The 19,652-nt window shown below is 39.5% G+C and carries 20 protein-coding genes and 1 riboswitch; of the genes, 17 read left to right on the forward strand and 3 right to left on the reverse strand.

The window, feature by feature from the left end:
* Positions 1 to 49: 49 nt before the first annotated feature.
* The gene (gene dapF / locus PBF_RS17775) at positions 50 to 1,033 is read left to right on the forward strand and encodes a diaminopimelate epimerase (RefSeq protein WP_035331546.1); all 984 of its coding nucleotides are present in this window, start codon (positions 50 to 52) and stop codon (positions 1,031 to 1,033) included.
* 17 nt (positions 1,034 to 1,050) lie between these two features.
* Here the strand turns inward: dapF and PBF_RS17780 are convergent, their stop codons facing one another.
* Complete coding sequence (locus PBF_RS17780) at positions 1,051 to 2,889, reverse strand: DNA ligase D (RefSeq protein WP_035331549.1); 1,839 nt, start codon at positions 2,887 to 2,889, stop codon at positions 1,051 to 1,053.
* 145 nt (positions 2,890 to 3,034) lie between these two features.
* On the opposite strand from PBF_RS17780, the gene PBF_RS17785 reads away from it, so the two are divergent.
* From PBF_RS17785 to PBF_RS17845, 13 genes are all read left to right on the forward strand, one after another.
* On the forward strand, positions 3,035 to 3,889 hold the full coding sequence (locus PBF_RS17785) for a Ku protein (protein WP_035331551.1): 855 nt from the start codon (positions 3,035 to 3,037) through the stop codon (positions 3,887 to 3,889).
* A gap of 149 nt (positions 3,890 to 4,038) precedes the next feature.
* Positions 4,039 to 4,698 carry a phosphatase PAP2 family protein gene (locus PBF_RS17790; RefSeq protein ID WP_051488943.1) on the forward strand — a complete coding sequence of 220 codons (660 nt, stop codon included), beginning with the start codon at positions 4,039 to 4,041 and terminating at the stop codon, positions 4,696 to 4,698.
* 64 nt (positions 4,699 to 4,762) lie between these two features.
* Entirely contained in the window at positions 4,763 to 5,308 is a 546-nt protein-coding gene (locus tag PBF_RS17795; protein WP_035331553.1) for a glycerol-3-phosphate responsive antiterminator, read from the forward strand.
* Positions 5,309 to 5,480: 172 nt separating this feature from the next.
* The gene (locus PBF_RS17800) at positions 5,481 to 6,305 is read left to right on the forward strand and encodes an MIP/aquaporin family protein (protein WP_035331555.1); all 825 of its coding nucleotides are present in this window, start codon (positions 5,481 to 5,483) and stop codon (positions 6,303 to 6,305) included.
* 35 nt (positions 6,306 to 6,340) lie between these two features.
* Positions 6,341 to 7,831, forward strand: coding sequence for a glycerol kinase GlpK (gene glpK / locus PBF_RS17805; RefSeq protein ID WP_035331556.1), 1,491 nt, complete (start codon positions 6,341 to 6,343; stop codon positions 7,829 to 7,831).
* A gap of 194 nt (positions 7,832 to 8,025) precedes the next feature.
* Positions 8,026 to 9,690, forward strand: a complete 1,665-nt coding sequence (locus PBF_RS17810; protein WP_035331558.1) for a glycerol-3-phosphate dehydrogenase/oxidase — start codon at positions 8,026 to 8,028, stop codon at positions 9,688 to 9,690.
* Positions 9,691 to 9,788: 98 nt separating this feature from the next.
* Positions 9,789 to 10,748, forward strand: a complete 960-nt coding sequence (locus PBF_RS17815) for a nucleoside hydrolase (protein WP_035331560.1) — start codon at positions 9,789 to 9,791, stop codon at positions 10,746 to 10,748.
* A gap of 182 nt (positions 10,749 to 10,930) precedes the next feature.
* Positions 10,931 to 11,419 (forward strand): hypothetical protein, encoded by a 489-nt coding sequence (locus tag PBF_RS17820; protein WP_035331599.1) that lies wholly within the window; start codon positions 10,931 to 10,933, stop codon positions 11,417 to 11,419.
* A 568-nt stretch (positions 11,420 to 11,987) separates the two neighbouring features.
* A riboswitch (ZMP/ZTP riboswitch) is annotated at positions 11,988 to 12,070 on the forward strand.
* An 84-nt stretch (positions 12,071 to 12,154) separates the two neighbouring features.
* On the forward strand, positions 12,155 to 13,021 hold the full coding sequence (locus PBF_RS17825; RefSeq protein ID WP_035331562.1) for a bifunctional 5,10-methylenetetrahydrofolate dehydrogenase/5,10-methenyltetrahydrofolate cyclohydrolase: 867 nt from the start codon (positions 12,155 to 12,157) through the stop codon (positions 13,019 to 13,021).
* A 228-nt stretch (positions 13,022 to 13,249) separates the two neighbouring features.
* A complete protein-coding gene (locus PBF_RS17830; RefSeq protein WP_009332508.1) occupies positions 13,250 to 13,450 on the forward strand; it encodes a cold-shock protein in 201 nt (66 codons plus the stop codon).
* A 298-nt stretch (positions 13,451 to 13,748) separates the two neighbouring features.
* Complete coding sequence (locus PBF_RS17835) at positions 13,749 to 15,203, forward strand: DEAD/DEAH box helicase (protein WP_035331564.1); 1,455 nt, start codon at positions 13,749 to 13,751, stop codon at positions 15,201 to 15,203.
* 139 nt (positions 15,204 to 15,342) lie between these two features.
* The gene (locus PBF_RS17840) at positions 15,343 to 15,543 is read left to right on the forward strand and encodes a cold-shock protein (RefSeq protein WP_009332506.1); all 201 of its coding nucleotides are present in this window, start codon (positions 15,343 to 15,345) and stop codon (positions 15,541 to 15,543) included.
* A gap of 92 nt (positions 15,544 to 15,635) precedes the next feature.
* Positions 15,636 to 16,133: a metallophosphoesterase family protein gene (locus PBF_RS17845; RefSeq protein ID WP_035331600.1), complete on the forward strand. Its 498-nt coding sequence runs from the start codon at positions 15,636 to 15,638 to the stop codon at positions 16,131 to 16,133.
* A gap of 7 nt (positions 16,134 to 16,140) precedes the next feature.
* On the opposite strand, the gene PBF_RS17850 is transcribed toward PBF_RS17845, so the two are convergent.
* Positions 16,141 to 16,986 carry a GNAT family N-acetyltransferase gene (locus PBF_RS17850; RefSeq protein ID WP_035331566.1) on the reverse strand — a complete coding sequence of 282 codons (846 nt, stop codon included), beginning with the start codon at positions 16,984 to 16,986 and terminating at the stop codon, positions 16,141 to 16,143.
* Between the two features lie 156 nt (positions 16,987 to 17,142).
* Between PBF_RS17850 and PBF_RS17855 the strand changes: the two genes are divergently transcribed.
* Positions 17,143 to 17,535, forward strand: coding sequence for a hypothetical protein (locus tag PBF_RS17855; protein ID WP_035331568.1), 393 nt, complete (start codon positions 17,143 to 17,145; stop codon positions 17,533 to 17,535).
* 30 nt (positions 17,536 to 17,565) lie between these two features.
* On the opposite strand, the gene PBF_RS17860 is transcribed toward PBF_RS17855, so the two are convergent.
* A complete protein-coding gene (locus PBF_RS17860; protein WP_035331571.1) occupies positions 17,566 to 17,859 on the reverse strand; it encodes a DUF6509 family protein in 294 nt (97 codons plus the stop codon).
* A 276-nt stretch (positions 17,860 to 18,135) separates the two neighbouring features.
* Here PBF_RS17860 and PBF_RS17865 point away from each other — a divergent pair, with 276 nt between their 5' ends.
* Together PBF_RS17865 and PBF_RS17870 are read left to right on the forward strand one after the other, a co-directional pair.
* Complete coding sequence (locus PBF_RS17865) at positions 18,136 to 18,345, forward strand: cold-shock protein (RefSeq protein WP_035331574.1); 210 nt, start codon at positions 18,136 to 18,138, stop codon at positions 18,343 to 18,345.
* A gap of 216 nt (positions 18,346 to 18,561) precedes the next feature.
* Positions 18,562 to 19,392, forward strand: coding sequence for a hypothetical protein (locus PBF_RS17870; RefSeq protein ID WP_035331601.1), 831 nt, complete (start codon positions 18,562 to 18,564; stop codon positions 19,390 to 19,392).
* Positions 19,393 to 19,652 lie beyond the last annotated feature (260 nt).

Raw genomic sequence — 19,652 nt, forward strand, 5'->3', positions numbered from 1 at the left:
TGGCACTCTTATCTATAAGTTGAATTACTATTGGTCTGGAGGTATTACATTGAATATTGAACTATTGAAATGTCATGGATCAGGAAATGATTTCTTTATTATAGATGAGATTTCCAATACGTATCATTTTACAGAAGAGAATCGTGCGGAGCTTGCCAGAGCCATATGCGACCGCAGCACTGAACTGGGCTCAGATGGAATTCTTTTCGTATTAAAAAGCGATAAAGCAGATGCCAGAATGCGCGTTTTTAATCCGGATGGATCTGAAGCCTCAATGTGCGGAAATGGATTAAGATGCGTTGCCCGTTATGTTTGCGAACTACTTGGGCTGAAAGAAGCCATCATTGAAACCATGAAAGCGGATTTGCAGGTGAAAAAGCAAGAAGACATATTTGAGGACATTCCGACTTATCTTGTTGAAATCTCACCTGTTTCATTCGATTTGAAGGATCTTCCTTTAGTTCTCGATAAAGATACTGTTATTAATGAAAAAGTGAGCGGCATATCAGATGATTTAGCTTTTACAGCCTTAGCAGTCCCTAATCCCCATTTTGTCTCGATTGTGGAGAAAGAGCAAATAGCTTCAGACCTGCAAAAAAAGATCAGTGAATATCTGAACGGGCCGAATGAATTCTTTCCAGATGGAGTAAATGTCAGCTTTGTAAAGCCGCTAAAAAAAGGGCAGATTTATGTAAGAACATTTGAACGGGGAGTAGGATTTACCAATGCCTGCGGTACTGCCATGTCCGCTTCCACACTTGTCACTTGCATGAATGGGCTGAATAAAATCGAAGAGCCTGTTGAGGTATATAATAATGGCGGAAAGGTGAGCTGTGTAGTCCATGAAGAGGATGGCAGACAGTCCATTGACTTAATTGGAAATGCCAGCTATGTATACCGCTGTGAAGCAGAGATCAACATGGAGAACCCTGCAGAGTTTTCCCTTTCCCCAAAAGAGGAATATACTGGAGAAATTAAGCAGTATGCTAAACTTCAGGAATATGCTCAGGCAGTACTTAAAGAGTGGTTGTAGGATAAGGCACCGGAGCCTTATCCTTTTTTATTATGCTCCTTTAAAAACTCCAGAACAGGTGAAAACGGCTGAATTTCCTTTGTTTGAAAATAAGTGTTAAAAGGATCGCCATCGCTGTTTATTCTTTTTATCATATTGGTTATTTGAAACCTTTCCATAAACAGTTTTTCGTTAACTTCCTCCCAAAACAGCGGAGCCGCAACCGTCGCTGATTTATTTCCTCTGGGTGAATAGGGGGCTATAATCGTCTTGCCTTCTGCATGCTGGATATAATCTACATATAGCCGCCCGCCACGGTTTTTTTTTAATCTTTCAATTGTAAAAGAATCCGGGTCTTTGTTGAGGAGATACTGAGCAATGAACTCAGTGAACAGCCGTGTATCATCAAAGGTATAAGTATTTTCCGGCAAAGGAATATAAATTTGCAGTCCTTTATTTCCTGATGTTTTTACGAAGCTTATTAATTTCAGCTGATCAAGCACCTCTTTAATATAAACAGCAGCTTTAATGGCCAGAGCAAAAGCATCCCGGGAAGGCGGGTCCAAATCAAAAACGATTTCACTTGGTCCGGAGCTTGCAATCGTTTTGAACGGTATATGATATTCAAAAGCAAGCTGATTGCCTAGCCACAATAATGTCTTTAAATTATTGCAGACAATGTAATCAATACCATCCGACATCTCGGTTTCGATAAAATCCGGTGCGTATTCCGGGCAATTTTTCTGGTAGAAGGGCTCCGCAAATATCCCATGCGGGTAGCGGATAACTGTTAAAAGCCTGTTTTTTAAAAACGGCAGCATATAGGGTGAGATTTCTCTTAGAAAATGAATGTAATCAATCTTTTGGATAGCCGGTGTTTCCCATAATGGCTTTTCCGGATGGGTGATTACTATCTCGGGAGGCAGGTTTTTCTGCTGCTGTATAAATTGATCATATGTACAGTCATCAGGCTTTAAATCGAAACGAAACTGGTGAAAGTGCGGCTCCCGCATTTGCTCCTCATAGATCTCGAGGTATTTAACATCCACACAAATTGCCGGTTCTACATATATGAATTGGCTGTTTTCATCTGCTTTATTTTCTTTGATTATTTGAAATAAGGCTTGTTTTTCATCCGGCTTCAAGCCAAAAAGAAACTGTCCGATTGCTATGACAGCATCCCCCTGATATACACCGGCATAAAAGTATCCATTTGATTTTTCATAAGCAGTTATAAAGCAGGAAACATATTTCCAGTTCTTGAATTTCAGCCATAAAGAGGATCTCTTTCCTTCTTCCCATTTATTCTTCATCTGCTTTGCCACTATTCCTTCTCCGTCATGAAGAACGATTTTTTCCCAAAGTTCATTGAAGCTGCGGTATGGAGGGATTAATTGAACCAATCTCGGATCCTTCTCATCAGGTTTTAAGGGCATATTAAAGTCTTTAAACAATGCTTCCAGTTCTGTTTTTCTGCTAAGGTACTCTTTATCGGTCGTTTTCTTGCCTTTTACCATCAAAATATCAAAAATCAGAAGACGGCATGGCGCAGCTTTTGATTTCTCTTTAATTTTCTTTTCAGACCTCATCCTGCCCCTGACCTGGATGGACCCAAAATGGGCTTTATAAGGATTCTCCAGAAAGACTAATTCTCCATCCAGTGTAAGTGGAAGATATGGTGCGAATTTATTTTTGTTTTTTTCCAAAAAGTCCTTAACTTCAGGGAAAATATGTAATAATGGCTTATTATTCCTGCTGGTCAGTCTGGGTTCCCTGTCCCAATGCAGGATCGCTCTAAAACCATCATATTTTGCTTCAAATAGCCATTCCTTCTCTTTCGGGACATCGAAAGTTAAAGTAGGAAGCATAGGTCTCATTCAATTTGGCCTCCTTTACAATTCTCATTATAGTTTTGGCATTTGCCGCTAAAACTACTCAGTTTTTCCAATTCTTTTTGCGTATCTCCGATTTTATTAATACACAAATTATGATTACTACATCAAAATGAATGGGAGTCTGACTATGCATACAATGTGGAAAGGAAGCATCAGTTTTGGGCTGGTGAATATACCAATTAAGCTGCATTCGGCTACAGAAGATAAGGATATTAAGCTGAGAAATCTTCATAAGGAATGTCATTCGCCAATCAAGTATGAGAAAACCTGCCCTGTTTGTGAAGTGGAAATTAAGAACGAGGATATTGTAAAAGCTTATGAATACACAAAAGGAAAGTTTGTCGTTTTAGAGGCTGAGGATTTAGAAAAGCTTAAACAGGAAAATGAGGATAAAGCTGTCGAGATTGTGGACTTTGTAAAAATGCAGGAGATTGATCCGATTTATTATAATCGCACATATTATATGTCTCCAGGGGATGGAGGAGGGAAAGCGTATTCCCTTTTGAGAAAAGCGCTCGAGACGTCTGAAAAAGTAGGTCTGGCAAAAATTATTATCCGCTCTAAAGAACAGATGGCTGTTGTCCGTGTATATGAAAACACTCTTGTTATGGAGACGATTCATTACCCTGATGAAGTGAGAAAGGCTGCTGATGTGCCAAATGTGCCTGCAGAAGACAAAGTAACAGATAAGGAAATCGATACTGCCATCATGCTGATTGATCAATTAACCACTGAATTCAAGCCCGAGAAATATAATGATGACTACCGGACCGCCCTTTTGGAGCTTATCGAAGCAAAACGGACCGGCAAAGATATCGTCACTCCTGTTGAAAAAGAGCCTGCGGCAAATGTTACCGACCTTATGGCTGCCCTTCAGGCATCCATTGATAAAACTAAGCCTGCTGATGTGGAAACAAAGAAGAAACCTGCAGCTAAAAAGAAACGTTCCTCAACAAAAACAAAGGTTAAAAAGCAAGCTTGATGAACTGAAACCGAATTTGCAGATGCAGACTCGGTTTTTTACTGTGCGGATCCGTATTTTCGAGAATGCAGCCCACTTTGGAAACCGCAAAAAAATGTTCCGTTTATCAGATTTTGTGGTAATTCTATAACTAAAAAGGATATGAGTAAATGAACCGGAAAAATGTAACAAGTAAAAAAATATTTTTCTTAGCTCTGGCGGCCTCTATCATAGGCGGGTTTTTGCTGTTATTTATCGAAATAGTGGATGAACTGAAGGAAGAGGAGCTAATTCATTTCGATGAGTCTTTGATCCAGTATGTACAGGCATTTATTTCTCCCCGGCTCACAGAGTTTATGAGTGTAGTTACTTTTTTAGGGTCGGTAAAGTGGCTGGCTTTTTCGGTACTTGCAGCAGCTGTTCTTTTGTTCCTGTTTAAAAAGAGATCACTTTTATGGTTCATGGTTCTTTCATCGGGCCTTGGAGCACTTTTTAACCTGCTGCTGAAATGGATTTTTAAAAGAGAACGTCCGGATATCAGACCTCTGATTGAAGAGCAGGGATTCAGTTTTCCGAGTGGACATTCAATGGGATCTTTTATTTTTTATGGCTCCCTTGCCTATATGATCATCCATCTGGCAAAAAGAAAGCGCTGGAAGGCTGCGTGGACAGTGCTGCTGGGCTGTTTTATTATCATGATCGGGCTAAGCCGCATCTATTTAGGTGTTCACTTTCCCAGTGATGTAATAGCCGGTTTTGCTGCCGGTGGTGCATGGCTGACGATTATGATAATTGGATTCCGTTATTATGAGTACCGAAAAAATGTGTAATGGGGTTGAGAAATACGCGGTTTATTTATAACATAGGGAAATAACAGAAACAGGAGTGGAAAGAATGAATCAAAGGATTTTGCCTGCATCTTCGAACATGAAAGAATTTGAAAAGTTCCTGGAAAGCCCCTATGAAATTGGTGTATTTCTCGATATGCATATTTCACAGCTGAAAAATGTTTCGCAGATGGCAAAAGTGCATAACAAAAAAATGATTTATCATGTTGATCTGATTCATGGCTTGAAGAATGATGACTACGCAACAGAATATATTTGCCAGGAATTTAAGCCCTACGGATTAATTTCTACGAAGTCCAGTGTGATCATGAAGGCGAAGCAAAAAGGAGTAATTGCTGTTCAGAGAATTTTCCTGATCGATTCACACGCACTCGAAAAGAGCTATAAATTAATCGAGAAGACTAAGCCGGACTTTATAGAGGTTTTGCCGGGAGCCATGCCATGGATGATTAAAGAAGTGAATGATCGCTTAAATACCCCCATATTTGCGGGAGGGCTTATCCGCTCAGAAGAAGAAGTGAAGAATGCACTTGATGCAGGAGCAGCTGCCATTACAACATCAAAAATGGAATTATGGGAAAGGTTTTCATAAAAATGTTCAAGAAACGTTTGACAACGTTTTCATAGACTTGTATACTCGGTTTAACAAGTTAATTTATGTGTCGGAGATTAGGAGATTCACACAGTGTAGCCTTTTTAGGCTTAATCTGTCGTGAATCTCCTTTTTTGTTTCCGATCAGCCAAAATGGAAAGGGGATTTTCAGATGTCTGCATTTATGGGAGAAATGATTGGAACGATGATCTTGATTGTTTTTGGAGGAGGCGTTGTTGCCGGGGCGAATTTAAAAAAGACTTTCTCTTTTAATGGGGGATGGATTGTTGTTACGATTGCCTGGGGGCTTGCTGTAACGATGGGGGTTTTTGCTGTAGGTTCGATCAGCGGTGCACACTTGAACCCTGCTGTAACCATTGGATTTGCGCTTAGCGGTGATTTCCCGTGGCAAGACGTGCCCGGGTATATTCTGGCTCAGGTCCTGGGTGGGTTCTTGGGAGGGGTGATTGTATTCCTTCACTATCTGCCGCATTGGAAAGAAACAGAAGATCAGGGGGCAAAGCTTGCTGTTTTCTCAACAAGTCCCGCCATTCCCCATACATTTTCAAATTTATTGAGTGAAATAATTGGGACGTTCATTCTTGTATTGGGTTTGATGTTTATAGGAGCAAATCAATTTACAGAAGGCTTAAATCCGATTGCTGTAGGCCTTCTAATTGTTGTAATCGGAATGTCGCTCGGAGGGACAACTGGCTATGCGATTAATCCGGCTAGAGACCTGGGACCGCGCATTGCTCATTTTCTTCTTCCCATTGCAGGCAAAGGGAAATCGAACTGGGGGTATGCATGGATACCGGTAGCGGGTCCAATCCTAGGGGGATTAATGGGCTCAAGCTTCTACCAAGTGATGTTCGATGGCAAAGCTTCAGGTATTGTTTGGGCAGTGCTGGGTGTTAATATAATAGTATTAATTCTTTCATATATTTTTGGCAAAAAACAGCCAGGAGAAGTTGATTCTTCTAAAGTGGCTGCATAAATAAGAATAATGAACAAGATTAGGAGGAGTTAATTGTGGAAAAATATATTTTATCATTAGACCAGGGGACTACTAGTTCGCGTGCTATCCTATTTAATAAAAAAGGGGAAATTGTGCACACGGCACAAAAAGAGTTCACACAGCATTTTCCAAAGCCTGGCTGGGTTGAACATAATGCTAATGAGATATGGGGTTCGATTTTATCGGTGATTGCAGGTGTTTTTTCAGAATCCGGCATAAAACCTGAGCAAATTGCCGGCATTGGCATTACAAATCAGAGGGAAACAACAGTTGTCTGGGATAAAGAAACGGGAGCCCCAATTTATAATGCGATTGTCTGGCAGTCAAGGCAGACAAGCGAAATTTGCGATGAATTGAAGGGAAAAGGCTATAACGATCTATTCAGAGAAAGAACCGGTTTATTAATAGATGCATACTTCTCAGGAACAAAAGTTAAGTGGATACTGGATCATGTGGAAGGGGCAAGGGAAAAAGCTGAACAGGGCAAATTATTATTTGGAACCATCGATACATGGCTAATCTGGAAGCTGTCTGGAGGAATAGCGCATGTGACCGATTACTCGAATGCTTCCCGCACATTAATGTTTAATATTCACGAACTTAGATGGGATGAAGAACTGCTTAACATTCTTGGAGTTCCTGAAACGATGCTGCCTGAGGTGAAGCCATCTTCTGAAGTGTATGCTAAGACTATTGACTATCACTTTTTCGGGAAGGAAGTTCCCATCGCCGGAGCAGCGGGTGATCAGCAGGCTGCGCTATTTGGACAAGCATGCTTTGAGAAAGGAATGGCGAAGAACACTTACGGGACCGGCTGTTTCATGCTTATGAATACAGGTGAAAAAGCGGTGCAATCTGAACATGGACTTTTAACCACCATCGCCTGGGGGCTTGAGGGGAAAATTGAATATGCATTGGAGGGCAGCATTTTTGTTGCGGGTTCTGCCATTCAATGGCTCCGTGATGGAATGAGGATGCTTAAGGATGCAAAGGACAGCGAAAGCTATGCAAAAAGAGTGGACTCAACTGATGGAGTTTATGTAGTTCCGGCTTTTGTAGGCCTTGGAACACCATATTGGGATAGTGATGTAAGGGGAGCGGTATTCGGAGTCACAAGGGGAACGTCCAAAGAGCATTTTATCCGGGCGACACTCGAGTCACTTGCTTATCAGACAAAAGATGTTCTATCTGCCATGGAAGCGGACTCAGGCATTGAACTTAAGACACTTAGGGTTGACGGAGGTGCCGTGAAAAATAACTTCTTGATGGAGTTCCAGTCAGATATTTTAGATGTTCCTGTAGAGAGGCCGGTAATTAATGAAACTACCGCGCTTGGGGCAGCTTACCTTGCGGGATTGGCCGTCGGGTTCTGGAAATCACAGGAGGAAATTGCTGAGCAGTGGGCAATTGATCAGTCATATCATCCTTCGATGGATGATCAAGTAAGTGAAAATCTTTATCAAGGCTGGAAAAAGGCTGTAAAGGCGGCTATTGCATTTAAATAGTGAGAAGCAAGTTTTACACACAAATCATATCTTTTATGTTATAATAAGCTTAAGTTAATAGTTCGGCAGGAGATGCGGAGAGACCACAAAATCATTATCGTCTTATCGATAATGTGTTTTGTGGTCTCTTTTTTATTACCTGCTTAAAAAGGGTAGTTACAACTACTAGCCTTTTCGACAAGGAGGAGACAGCAATGACATTTTCTAATTTAAATCGTACTGACATGATAAATACACTTACAGCAGAAGAATTTGATGTTCTGATTATTGGCGGAGGCATAACGGGAGCGGGGATTGCTCTGGACGCGGCAACACGGGGAATGAAAACGGCACTCGTCGAAATGCAGGATTTCGCAGCCGGAACTTCCAGCCGTTCAACAAAACTGGTTCACGGCGGATTAAGATATCTTAAACAATTTGAAGTAAAGATGGTAGCGGAAGTCGGTAAGGAGCGGGCAATCGTATATGAAAATGGGCCACATGTGACTACACCGGAGTGGATGCTGCTTCCGATGCATAAAGGAGGCACATTTGGAAAGTTCTCAACCTCTATCGGCCTTAGAGTTTACGATTTTCTGGCAGGCGTCAGAAAGTCTGAACGCAGAAGTATGCTCAATGTCAGGGAAACATTATCAAAAGAGCCGCTTGTAAAAAAAGATGGACTTAAAGGCGGCGGTTACTATGTGGAATACCGTACAGATGATGCCCGTCTCACTATAGAGGTAATGAAAGCTGCAGCAGAAAAAGGCGCTATGCCTGTTAACTATTTGAAGGTCGAAAAACTTTTATATGATGAACAAGGAAAAGTTTGCGGAGCTGCAGCTGCAGATCAGCTGACAGGCAGGGTTCATGAAATTAGAGCAAAAAAAGTCATTAACGCAGCAGGTCCCTGGGTTGATTCTATCCGCGAGAAAGACGGATCAAAGAAAGGAAAGACCCTGCGTTTGACTAAAGGTGTTCATTTAGTAATAGACCAATCCAAGTTCCCGTTAAAACAGGCTGTGTATTTTGACACACCTGACAAAAGGATGGTATTTGCCATTCCGAGAGATGGTAAGACCTATGTGGGAACAACAGATACATTCTATAATTCTAATCCCGTTAATCCTAAAATGACTGTCAGTGACAGAACATACATCATTAACGCCATTAACTTTATGTTCCCTTCTGTAAAGATAGCTGAGAATGACATTGAATCCAGCTGGGCTGGTGTTCGTCCTCTTATTTGGGAAGAAGGAAAAGATCCATCCGAAATATCACGGAAAGATGAAATTTGGGAATCGGATACTGGGTTGCTGACAATTGCAGGAGGGAAACTGACCGGGTACCGGAAAATGGCCGAGACCATTGTTGATTTGCTTGCTGAAAAATTCAAACAGGAATCTAATAGAACATTTAGCAGAAGTATCACAAAAACATTGCCCATTTCAGGCGGGAATGTAGGGGGGGCATCCAAATTTCAGGAATTTATCAGGTTTCAGACTGAAAAAGGAACAAGCATTGGTTTATCAGCGGAACATTCCAGGCACCTTGTTAAAATGTATGGGTCTAATGTCGGTATCATTTTTAATATGATTGAAACAAAAAGGAGTGAAGCTGAGAATTATGGCTTGCCGATTGTATTATGGTCAAAGCTGAAGTATGCAATTGAACATGAAATGGCTGCCACCCCTGTTGACTTTTTTAACCGCAGAACAGGAGCGCTTCTTTTTGATATTGAAACGGTAAGAAATTATCAAGGGCAAGTAATTTCATATATGGCTGATGCATTTAATTGGGATACAGCTGCAGAAAGAAATTATGAGAACCAGCTTAACCAGGAACTAAGCTTTGCAATAAAGCCTGCTGATCAGGACTAAAACTCTCCGGACGGGGAGTTTTCTTTTTATAGGAGAATTTAAACAAAAGGGACATTCAACAGGCATACTATATTATATATAGGTAGCGGAGGTGGATTATGTACAATGTTCTCATGTTTGTTGACTCGGGGGTTGATGATTCACTTGCCCTGATGTATGCCCTTCAGCATCCCGAAATTAATTTAGTAGGTGTAGTCAGTGCATATGGCAACATAACCAAAGAAGAATCCATTAATAATACTGCCTATTTACTGAACCTTGCTGGCCGAGAGGACATTCCGATTATAGCAGGGGCAAGCGGTCCATTATCAGGTGAGACCGCTGTCTTTTATCCTGAAATTCACGGGAAGGAAGGCCTCGGGCCCATTCAGCCTCCGGAGGATTTCAGCAGCAAAATAAAGGTATATGATATAAACAAAATTATTGAAATTGTAAATGAATACAAAAATGACCTTGTGATCGTTGGGGTTGGGAGGCAGACAGATTTGGCACTGCCGCTCATTCTGTATGGAAAGGATGCATATAAAGATGTAAATGCATTTTATTTAATGGGTGGTGCATTTCTGGTTCCGGGAAATGTAACGCCAGAGGCGGAAGCCAACTTTTATGCTGACCCCATCGCAGCGGATTCAGTGCTGGAAAAAGCAAAAAACATTAATATATTTCCTCTGAACGTAACAAATAAAGCGATTATCCGGCCCGAGACGATTAATTTTATCGCAAATAATACCCAGTCACCTTTTAAAGATCTAATCAAACCTGCTTATGATTATTATTACGAAGCTTACCAAAAGCTTGTTCCGGGAATTCAGGGTGCACCTCTCCATGATGTTCTTGTTTTAAGTGTTCTTACAAATCCCGATCTTGTTAAATATGTTAAACGAAGAGTGAGAATTGAACAGTTTGGAAAGGCCAAAGGGAAAAGCATAGCTGATTTTAGGCCTAAGCCAGAAGAGGAGCCTCCGGAAACAATTGATAATATCGCGATGGAGCTTGACCTGCAACCATTTGTCATTGATTTTATGGAAGTTTTCCTCTCACAGAAAAATCAGGAGTAGCTTTTGACACATTGTGTTAAAAGCTTTTTTATTTTCATTGAAGGGGAATGGGAAGTTCACATAGAATTTATTAACATGGAAGACATTTGCAGTGAGTGGGAGATTCTTTCGGGAAAAATAAAATGGCAATAATCCATTTATCTTCAGCATACATTAATCAAAATCAAATGGAGGCTTTCGAATTGCTGAAAAATAAAAAATTAAACACGACTCTTTCAATTCTCGGAATTGTCATAGCCATTGCCCTGGCGTACAGTGTGCTTGTCTTTTTAAATAAGGATGAATCTAATATGCAAAAGACATCGGCAAATGCGGAGACACCCTCACAGGGATTAATGTACGAAGATTTAGGAGACTTTATTGCCTCTAATCATACTTTTTATAATGAAACACTTGGATGGGGAAGAGACAGTAAAGTCAGCTGGCCTAAACAAAGAAAGCAAGCTGATTTAATCTTAAACTCCCTAAAAAAAATATCTGCAGAGAATGAGGATCTGCAGAAGGACCTTGGGACAATAGCCAGCCTGGCAGAATCTGTGCAGTCAGGCACTAAGGAAAAGGATGTTTTAATCAAACTTCACCGGTATTTTCATGATCTGGATATTGGTTTTAATGACTACAAAGATACAACCGATTATTTTGATGTAACCCAATATAAAGGAGAAAGCTGATCTTCGGGTGACAAGATTTTTTCTTGACAGATAACCGCATATAAGATAGTATAGTGATTGAAGTATTTGAGGTATATTGTTGAAGTCGTTAATTCACTTGGGATGTTCGGCAGCCGAACCTTATTTTCAGTGAAACTGCGGCTTTTTATTATGTTTTATGCTCTTTAGGATTTTGAAAGAGTAAGTATGTGTTTGTAATTAAGAATAATTTGTGTGGACAGCTTAACGCTGAATGATCTTCTTAATCATCTTCTGTAAACCAGACACTTCTCCGTATTTTTACTTCAGTAAGTTTCTTACCAATTAATATTAAAATCTCAGAGAGCATCTAAGTCGGATAGGATTCCGACCGACCTGATTCCCACTGGCGCGGTCTAGGAGCCGCAAGGATGGAAGAGAGGCAGGGCTTTCATTGTTTTAGGTAATAATTAATTAACTCAAATATATCACTTAAAAGGACAGTTTTCTGTCCTTTTTTATTTATTTTTCAAAAACACGAACATTTTAATTCATTTCAGTTTAATTATTTGTGTTTTTGTGATATTATCTACTCATCAGAATAGCTTATCAAAATCGCAGTGACTGACGACAATGCGGAATCAACCGCTGGGGAGCTGCGTCTATGTATAGCCGGTCGTCTGGGCAGAGATAAGGGATACCCTTGTCTCTTTTTTCATAACGAAATGGAAAAGCCCGCAAGCCGAAATAGGTGCTTTTCCTATAGGAGGAATATGCATGGCGGAAAAAAAGATTATTCTTGATGGAATTGTTGTGGCAAAACATGTGAAAGACCAATTAAAAAATCGTATCGAGGAATTAAAAGGAAAAGGTGTTGAGCCTTGTTTAGCCACTATTTTAGTGGGAGATGATCCTTCGTCTGAAACGTATGTAAGGATGAAGGGAAATGCATGTAAAAAGCTTGGCATACTATCAAAACGTATTCATATGTCAAAGGATACAACTACACAAGAACTATTAGAAAAGATTGCAGAACTAAACGATGATTCTTCTATACATGGAATCCTTCTCCAGCATCCCGTGCCTGGACATATAGATGAACGCAAAGCTTTTGAGGCCATTGCTATTGAAAAAGACGTAGACGGTGTTACAAGCCTCGGATATGGACAGACTGCTTTCGGATTTGGTGAATATCCTTCCTGTACACCTGCAGCTATTTTGGAGATTATGGATTATTATAAACTGAATGCTGAAGGTATGCATGCTGTTGTCATCGGCAGAAGCCCAATCCTTGGCAAGCCGGTTTCTGCCCTTTTACTCAATCGAAATGCAACGGTCACAACCTGCCATTCATATACCCAAGATCTGCCCAGAATTGTAAAGCAGGCTGATATTGTAGTTGCAGCTGTGGGACAACCTAACTTTGTTAAGGGTGAATGGATTAAAGAAGGCGCTATTGTTCTTGATGCCGGATATAATGAAGGAAATATTGGAGATGCCGAGTATGCCAGCTGTTTCGAAAAGGCGTTTGCTATCACACCTGTACCAGGTGGAGTAGGACCTGTTACGATTTCTATGCTTTTGAAACATACTGTTCATGCTGCGGAAAAGACGATAACTAATAAGAAAATCGTAAGTAGTTAATTTATCCCTAATTAAAAATTGATCTCCAAAAGGATTGACTTATAGATGGGTGTCGTTTATTATTAGGTTAACGCTGTAAAGTTCGTAATATACTTTTTGGATAAGTAGACGTAGCTGCAAAGAAATGTAGGCGATCGTTCATCCTCATTTCTGGCAGCTGCGTCTTTTTTATGTTTAAGTTTATATGGTACATTATAGTGAAAAACAACTTATTGGGAGGCAACACAAATGAACACAGGTAAAGTTAAATGGTTTAATGCAGAAAAAGGTTTCGGATTCATCGAATCTTCAGAAGGTCAAGATGTATTCGTACACTTCTCCGCTATCCAAACTGAAGGTTTCAAAACTTTAGAAGAAGGTCAAGACGTAACTTTCGAAATCGTTGAAGGTAACCGTGGACCTCAAGCTGCTAACGTAACAAAAGCATAATTTTGCTTAAATGAGGTGATGCATGTCTAATCATGCATCACCTTTTTATGTTTGCTTATCCACTTTGTAGCCTTCAGCATTCCTCAAAACAGATCTTCTGAAACACCTGCTTTTAGGAATATATATTTTTCATTTCACCCAATTAAAATTCTTCACTTACAAAAAGTTTAAAATTAGTGCAAACGGAAATGTAAAAAAGAGATGCAAACTGGAAAGCCTAGTAAAGTGTCAATGTCTTTATACAAAAACAGTCTTTCAGTACCTAATAATATATATAATTCAAGGAGGAACACATATTTTGACAACTTTTTCAGATTTTGGCTTAAGTAATGAAATAGTAAAAGCTCTTTCCAATATGGGATTCGAGGAACCAACACCAATTCAGGCACAGGCGATTCCAATCGGAATGCAGGGCAAGGATATGATTGGCCAGGCGCAGACTGGAACTGGAAAAACCACCGCTTTCGGTGTACCGCTTTTAGAGCAGATTGATTTAAACGAAGGAATTCAAGGTCTTGTCCTTGCGCCAACAAGGGAGCTTGCCGTCCAGGTGGCCGAAGAATTAAACCGGATAGGACAGGTAAAAGGTGTCCGGACACTTCCTGTTTACGGCGGTCAGGATATTAATCGCCAAATACGTGCGCTTAAAAAACACCCGCATATCATTGCAGCTACACCAGGCAGATTAATTGATCATATTGAAAGAAAAACAATCCGCTTAAGCAATATCAAGATGGTTGTATTGGATGAAGCGGATGAAATGCTCAATATGGGATTCATCGAGGATATCGAAAGAATCCTAAGCGAAATTAAAGGTGAGCGTCAAACCTTGCTTTTCTCGGCAACCATGCCAAGAAGAATTCAGTCCCTTGCTGAAAAATTCATGCAGGAGCCTGAAATGGTAAAAGTGAAAGCAAAAGAAATGACTGTTAAAAATATTGAACAGTATTACATGGAAGTGCATGAAAAACAGAAATTTGATGTGCTTTGCAATCTTCTGGATATCCAATCACCTGAGTTGGCGATTGTATTTGGCAGAACCAAAAAGCGTGTAGATGAAGTGGTGGAAGGACTCATTAAGAGAGGATATTCGGCTGAAGGAATTCATGGCGATATTCCTCAGGCGAAAAGAGATCAGGTAATCCGCCGATTTAAAGAACAGACAATCGATATTATGGTTGCGACTGATGTTGCTGCCCGAGGCCTTGATATTTCAGGCGTTTCCCATGTTTATAACTTCGATATACCGCAGGATCCTGAAAGCTATGTCCACCGGATTGGACGTACAGGCCGTGCTGGAAACAAGGGGCTTGCGATTACATTCGTTTCTCCAAGAGAAATTGACCATCTGAAAATAATTGAAAATGTTACAAAGAGCAAAATGGCGAAAAGGCCTGTCCCTTCCTTTAAGGATGTTGTTGCAGGCAATCAGCAGGCGACTATTAATAAACTTATGGAAGTTATTGAAAAAGAAGAACACGCAGACTTCAAGAGAGTAGCGGAAAATCTTCTTGAAGATACAGATTCTGTTACTTTGCTTGCTGCAGCCTTTAAATTGCTGACTAAAGGTCCTGATGTGACACCGGTTAAATTAACTGCGGTTGAGCCTATCCGTGTCAGAAAACCTAAAGGTGATCGCGGAGGAAGAAGATTCAGCGACAGATCCAGAGGCGGCGGACGCGATAGAAGAGATTTTAAAGGCGGCCGGGACAGACGGAGCAGTAAGCCACGCAGCAATAGCAATAAGGGATAATGCGGCCTGAATAGCGAAAAAAAGATTTTTTTCACTGCTTTTTGAATATTTTATTATAAAAATTGAAGTTTTTACCCATATTAGTAAATGCAGGGTAATTAATCACTCTGTGAGTTATTGATATTAGGAGGAAATTTACATGGCAACAGGCAAAGTAAAATGGTTTAACTCAGAAAAAGGTTTTGGTTTTATCGAAGTTGAAGGCGGAGAAGATGTATTTGTTCATTACTCTGCAATCCAGACAGAAGGTTTCAAAACCCTTGATGAAGGCCAGGAAGTTAACTTTGACATAGAGCAGGGCCAGCGTGGACCGCAAGCTGTAAATGTAACAAAGTTATAATGATTGATAAGAGAGTCCCTTGATTGAAATGGGGGCTCTCTTTTATTTTTTTGTAAATAAGGTTCAACAGTAAGGAGAAAGGACTGATAGTGATTAGAATCCTCATTTTATCAGATACCCACATGCCAAAGAAGTCAAAACAGCTGCCGGGAGTATTGTTGAATGAAATGAACGGCTGTGACTTAATGATTCATGCAGGGGATTGGCAGAGCATCGAACTTTATCACGAATTAAAAGAATGTGCGCCGGTTGAGGGGGTATATGGAAATACTGACAGCGATGAACTGCGCGCTATTTTAAAGGGGAAAATTCTGCTTGAAATAGAAGGTTATAAAATAGGTGTTGTCCATGGGCATGGAAGGGGATTAACAACTGAAAAAAGATGTATTGAGGCTTTCGATGATGAAGAAGTTGATGCTATTATTTTCGGACATTCGCATATCCCGGTCAAGAAACTTCATAATGAGGTTATCCTGTTTAACCCCGGGTCTCCAACTGACAAGCGCAGGCAGCCGAACTATTCGTTCGGCATCCTGGAAATTACAGATGAGTTAAAGTTCAATCATGTTTTTTTCGATTCAAAGGAATAAAACTTCGTTAAATCTTTAGTGTATTAAGGTCAAATTCATAATAATCCTGTGTGCCGTATGGCTCAAAGCCGCATGATTTGTATAATGATAGAGCGTGGTCATTTTCTGCAGCTACTTCCAGATTAACCCAATTAACTCCCTTATTGTGCTGAAGGTTAACAACATTGGTAAGGGCATTCCTGCCGATTCCTTTTCCCTGGAATAATGGATCGATAGCAAAGCCGTATATCCAGGCAGTATCTTCTTCTTTTTGAATCCTGATCTTGCCGGTTTTTACGCTTTTGTATTCAATTATAAATGTCTTCTCATTTTCGCAGTCGAAGATATGATTATTAAATGCCTCTGCCTCTTCTTTTGGAATATCAAAGCATACTGTATCGAGATGATTTATGAAATTCAGGTCACTGCTCACTGCTTTCCTCATAGCGACTTCCTGGTTTATTGTTCCGATCTCCGCGCTTTTATGGCGTTTCATTTGATACTCGGAGAAAGAATAGGTGCAAGGCAATGACTTTATAAAACCTTTCGCAGATTCGGAAGAGGCTGGTGCATTAATAAGCAATTTGCGTGCCTTAGTTAACTGCTTTACTGCTTCATTAAACAAGCTGGTGAAGATGCCCTTACGTCTGTGATCCGGATGGACCAATCCGCATAATTCCACCGGGCCACCGAAATTATAAAGAGCAAGATACCCTAATAATTTTCCGCTTTTATCATAATGAAAATAGTCATTTTTCTCATCTGCAGGTCTCGATTTCAAAGTATCCCAATTTAATTTTAATTCGATATTCTCTGTCTCTTCACTTATTTGCTGCAGAGAGCGAATATCGTCTAATTGTTTTTTTGTCAGCAATCAGTCGGCCTCCTGTATAAAAAATTGATAAACCAATAATATAAGAAAACGGTTCGAACGAATAGTCCTAAAATTTAATACATTTGAGTACTGATTGAAATTATGTAAATTAATATAGCAGTATGTTAGGATTGTATGGGTTAAGGGGGAGATTGAATGGAAAAATTCACAGTGAAGTTCCATAGGGAAGACAATATACAGCAGATGGTTGTTCAGAAGCTGAATGAAAATGACTTTGAACAATATACAGAAGGCGGCACAAGGCATTTATTTGAATTGAACTCAAATGTTGGTTATTTTATATTTTTTGATGCTATCGATAAGAAAGGTAAAGAGTCTTATATGGTTCTCCAATATGAAGGGGAATCGGAAGAACCCAGTGCATGCTTTGCTTTTGAATTAAAAGACTTCTACCAATTCACAGCTCTTTATCTGAATGACCTTGATTTTAATGAAGGAAATAATGTGGATAGGGAAGAAGAATATACACCTATACAGCATTTAGCGCATTTAATGTATCACATTATTGAAGAGGGCAAGGGAATTTAAATATAGTAAAAGAGCAGGGGAACCCTGCTCTTATTCTTCTGCCTGGGAAAGGTTCTCCCGGCAGAAAGCTGAAACTGTTTGTTCTTCATCTTCATCTAAAGCGAAATCCAATATCGTTCCAGACCCGCCTTCAACAAAATGGTAATTAAGAATCCTCTCGTCTTCTCCATTTTTAAAATAAAGCACTCTTAGCTTCATGCCATTCTCTGAATATAATTCATCTTCTTCATCCACATCAATATCTAAAAAGAATTCGTAGCGGTCCCCTGTTAAAATGCCAGTGGGATCCTGTATGTATTCTACAGTATAACTAGTAATGTTCATGGTCTTCCCCCTTTCTATCGCTACTGTACATGTCATTATACACTTTTCCCGGATTGGGTTAATAGTATTTATCAATTTTTTGCTGTGTTTCAATGATTACAGCTGCAGGTTTAGAACTTTTTGACAGAAGCATTTAAATATGTTATACTATTTTTAGTTAAAAGAATATAATATTGCCCATAAACACTTGTTATATAGAGCCAGTGGTTCGTCACTTTATATAGCAAGTGATTTTTATTTTGGGTAAGGGTCTTACTCTTTGGGAGGTGCCTGTATATGGCAATGGGATTTGGCAGAAAAAACATGGAAGAAATCAAGGTTGAAGAAGTGAAAATTTGGGAGTGTACATCTGAGGCCTGCAATTGCTGGGTAAGGGATAATTTCAAAAGCAGCCAGGTGCCTCTTTGTCCGATTTGCAAAAGTGAAATGAAAGAAACGACTAAAGAATTGCAAGTCGTTAACAATAACAGCATATTTTCTAAATAATTGTAAGGGCGATTTAAATCGCCCTTTTATTTTTTGCATAATAAATAAGAGAAAGGCTCGTCTAAGATGCTTTCCCAGTTAAATATTTGTTCCGCAGACAGCTCTTGTATCCATGCTTTGACCTTCTTTTATTAAAATTTTCTCGTTCAATGAAGAAGTATATGTTTGTTCGAGATGAACAAAATAATGGAAACGAGCGAAACTGGATGTGGAAGAATGTCAAATTTGCTTTGGTTTCTTGGGTTGGTGCTTATTAGCATAGGTCTTATTTATATAACTTATAAGAAAACAGACTTTCGTCTTAATCTGGCTGTTTATTTCTTCACTATGGGTCTTTCTTTTTTACTGGAATATATCGTATTGATTTTAGGTCAGGCATACACCTACTATCCGAATTTCTTTTCAATCCATTGGTATGACGATGTTTTTGGTTCAAGTATTTCACAGGCTTTTTTTATTCCTAGTGTTTTGATGGCGATAGCGGCTTTTAGAATCCCCTTCAAATGGATTATTATAATAATAGCCTCCATTTATGGAATAGAAGAGTTATTTCTGGGGCTTGGCATCTATGAACATAACTGGTGGAAATCCTGGTTTACCCCTGTAATATTGTTTGCGGCTGTATTTGTTATAAAATGGTGGAGGAATAGAGTCGATGCCCCATCTTTTTTTATTCAATTTATAACTGTGTATATGGCTATCACCACAATCTTTCAAGGAATCTCTTTTGGTTTGACGGCTATCGTTGGATCTCATTATTATAAAGTCGGATGGTTTGAGTCTCCTTATCAGGACCATGTAGCTTTCAGTGTTCTAGTCTGGATTATTTATGCGCTGCTTCTGACCGTTGTCATAATTAAATATTATCGATTCAAATGGCTTTCTTTATTATTTTTTGCTGATTTTGCATTTCATATTATTATGGTAAAGATGGGCATTTTAGTAATAAGCTCTTTTTGGAATCCTATTTTTTTTAGTGTAATACTTATACTATTGCTGATATTAATCAGGAAGTTAAATAATTATATGTTCCCGTCATGCAATTAACGCTAAGTACTGAAATAATAAAAAGAAAAACAAAATGAAATGGAATAATATACCACGCATAAAGCATTGACCTGGAACATGGACGATGCTATTATTTAAGAACAGCTTTCACACAGCTTCTTTTTTAAAAAAATATTTTTTAATTATTGTTGACTCGGAAGGCTGGAAATGATATTATTATAAAGTTGCTTTAAGAGGCAGCAACTGAAAAGATTGTTCTTTGAAAACTGAACGAACAAAACGTCAACGTTTAAATCATT

The organism is Cytobacillus firmus DS1 (assembly GCF_000565285.1).
GTDB classification, from domain to species: Bacteria; Bacillota; Bacilli; order Bacillales; family Cytobacillaceae; genus Cytobacillus; species Cytobacillus firmus_A.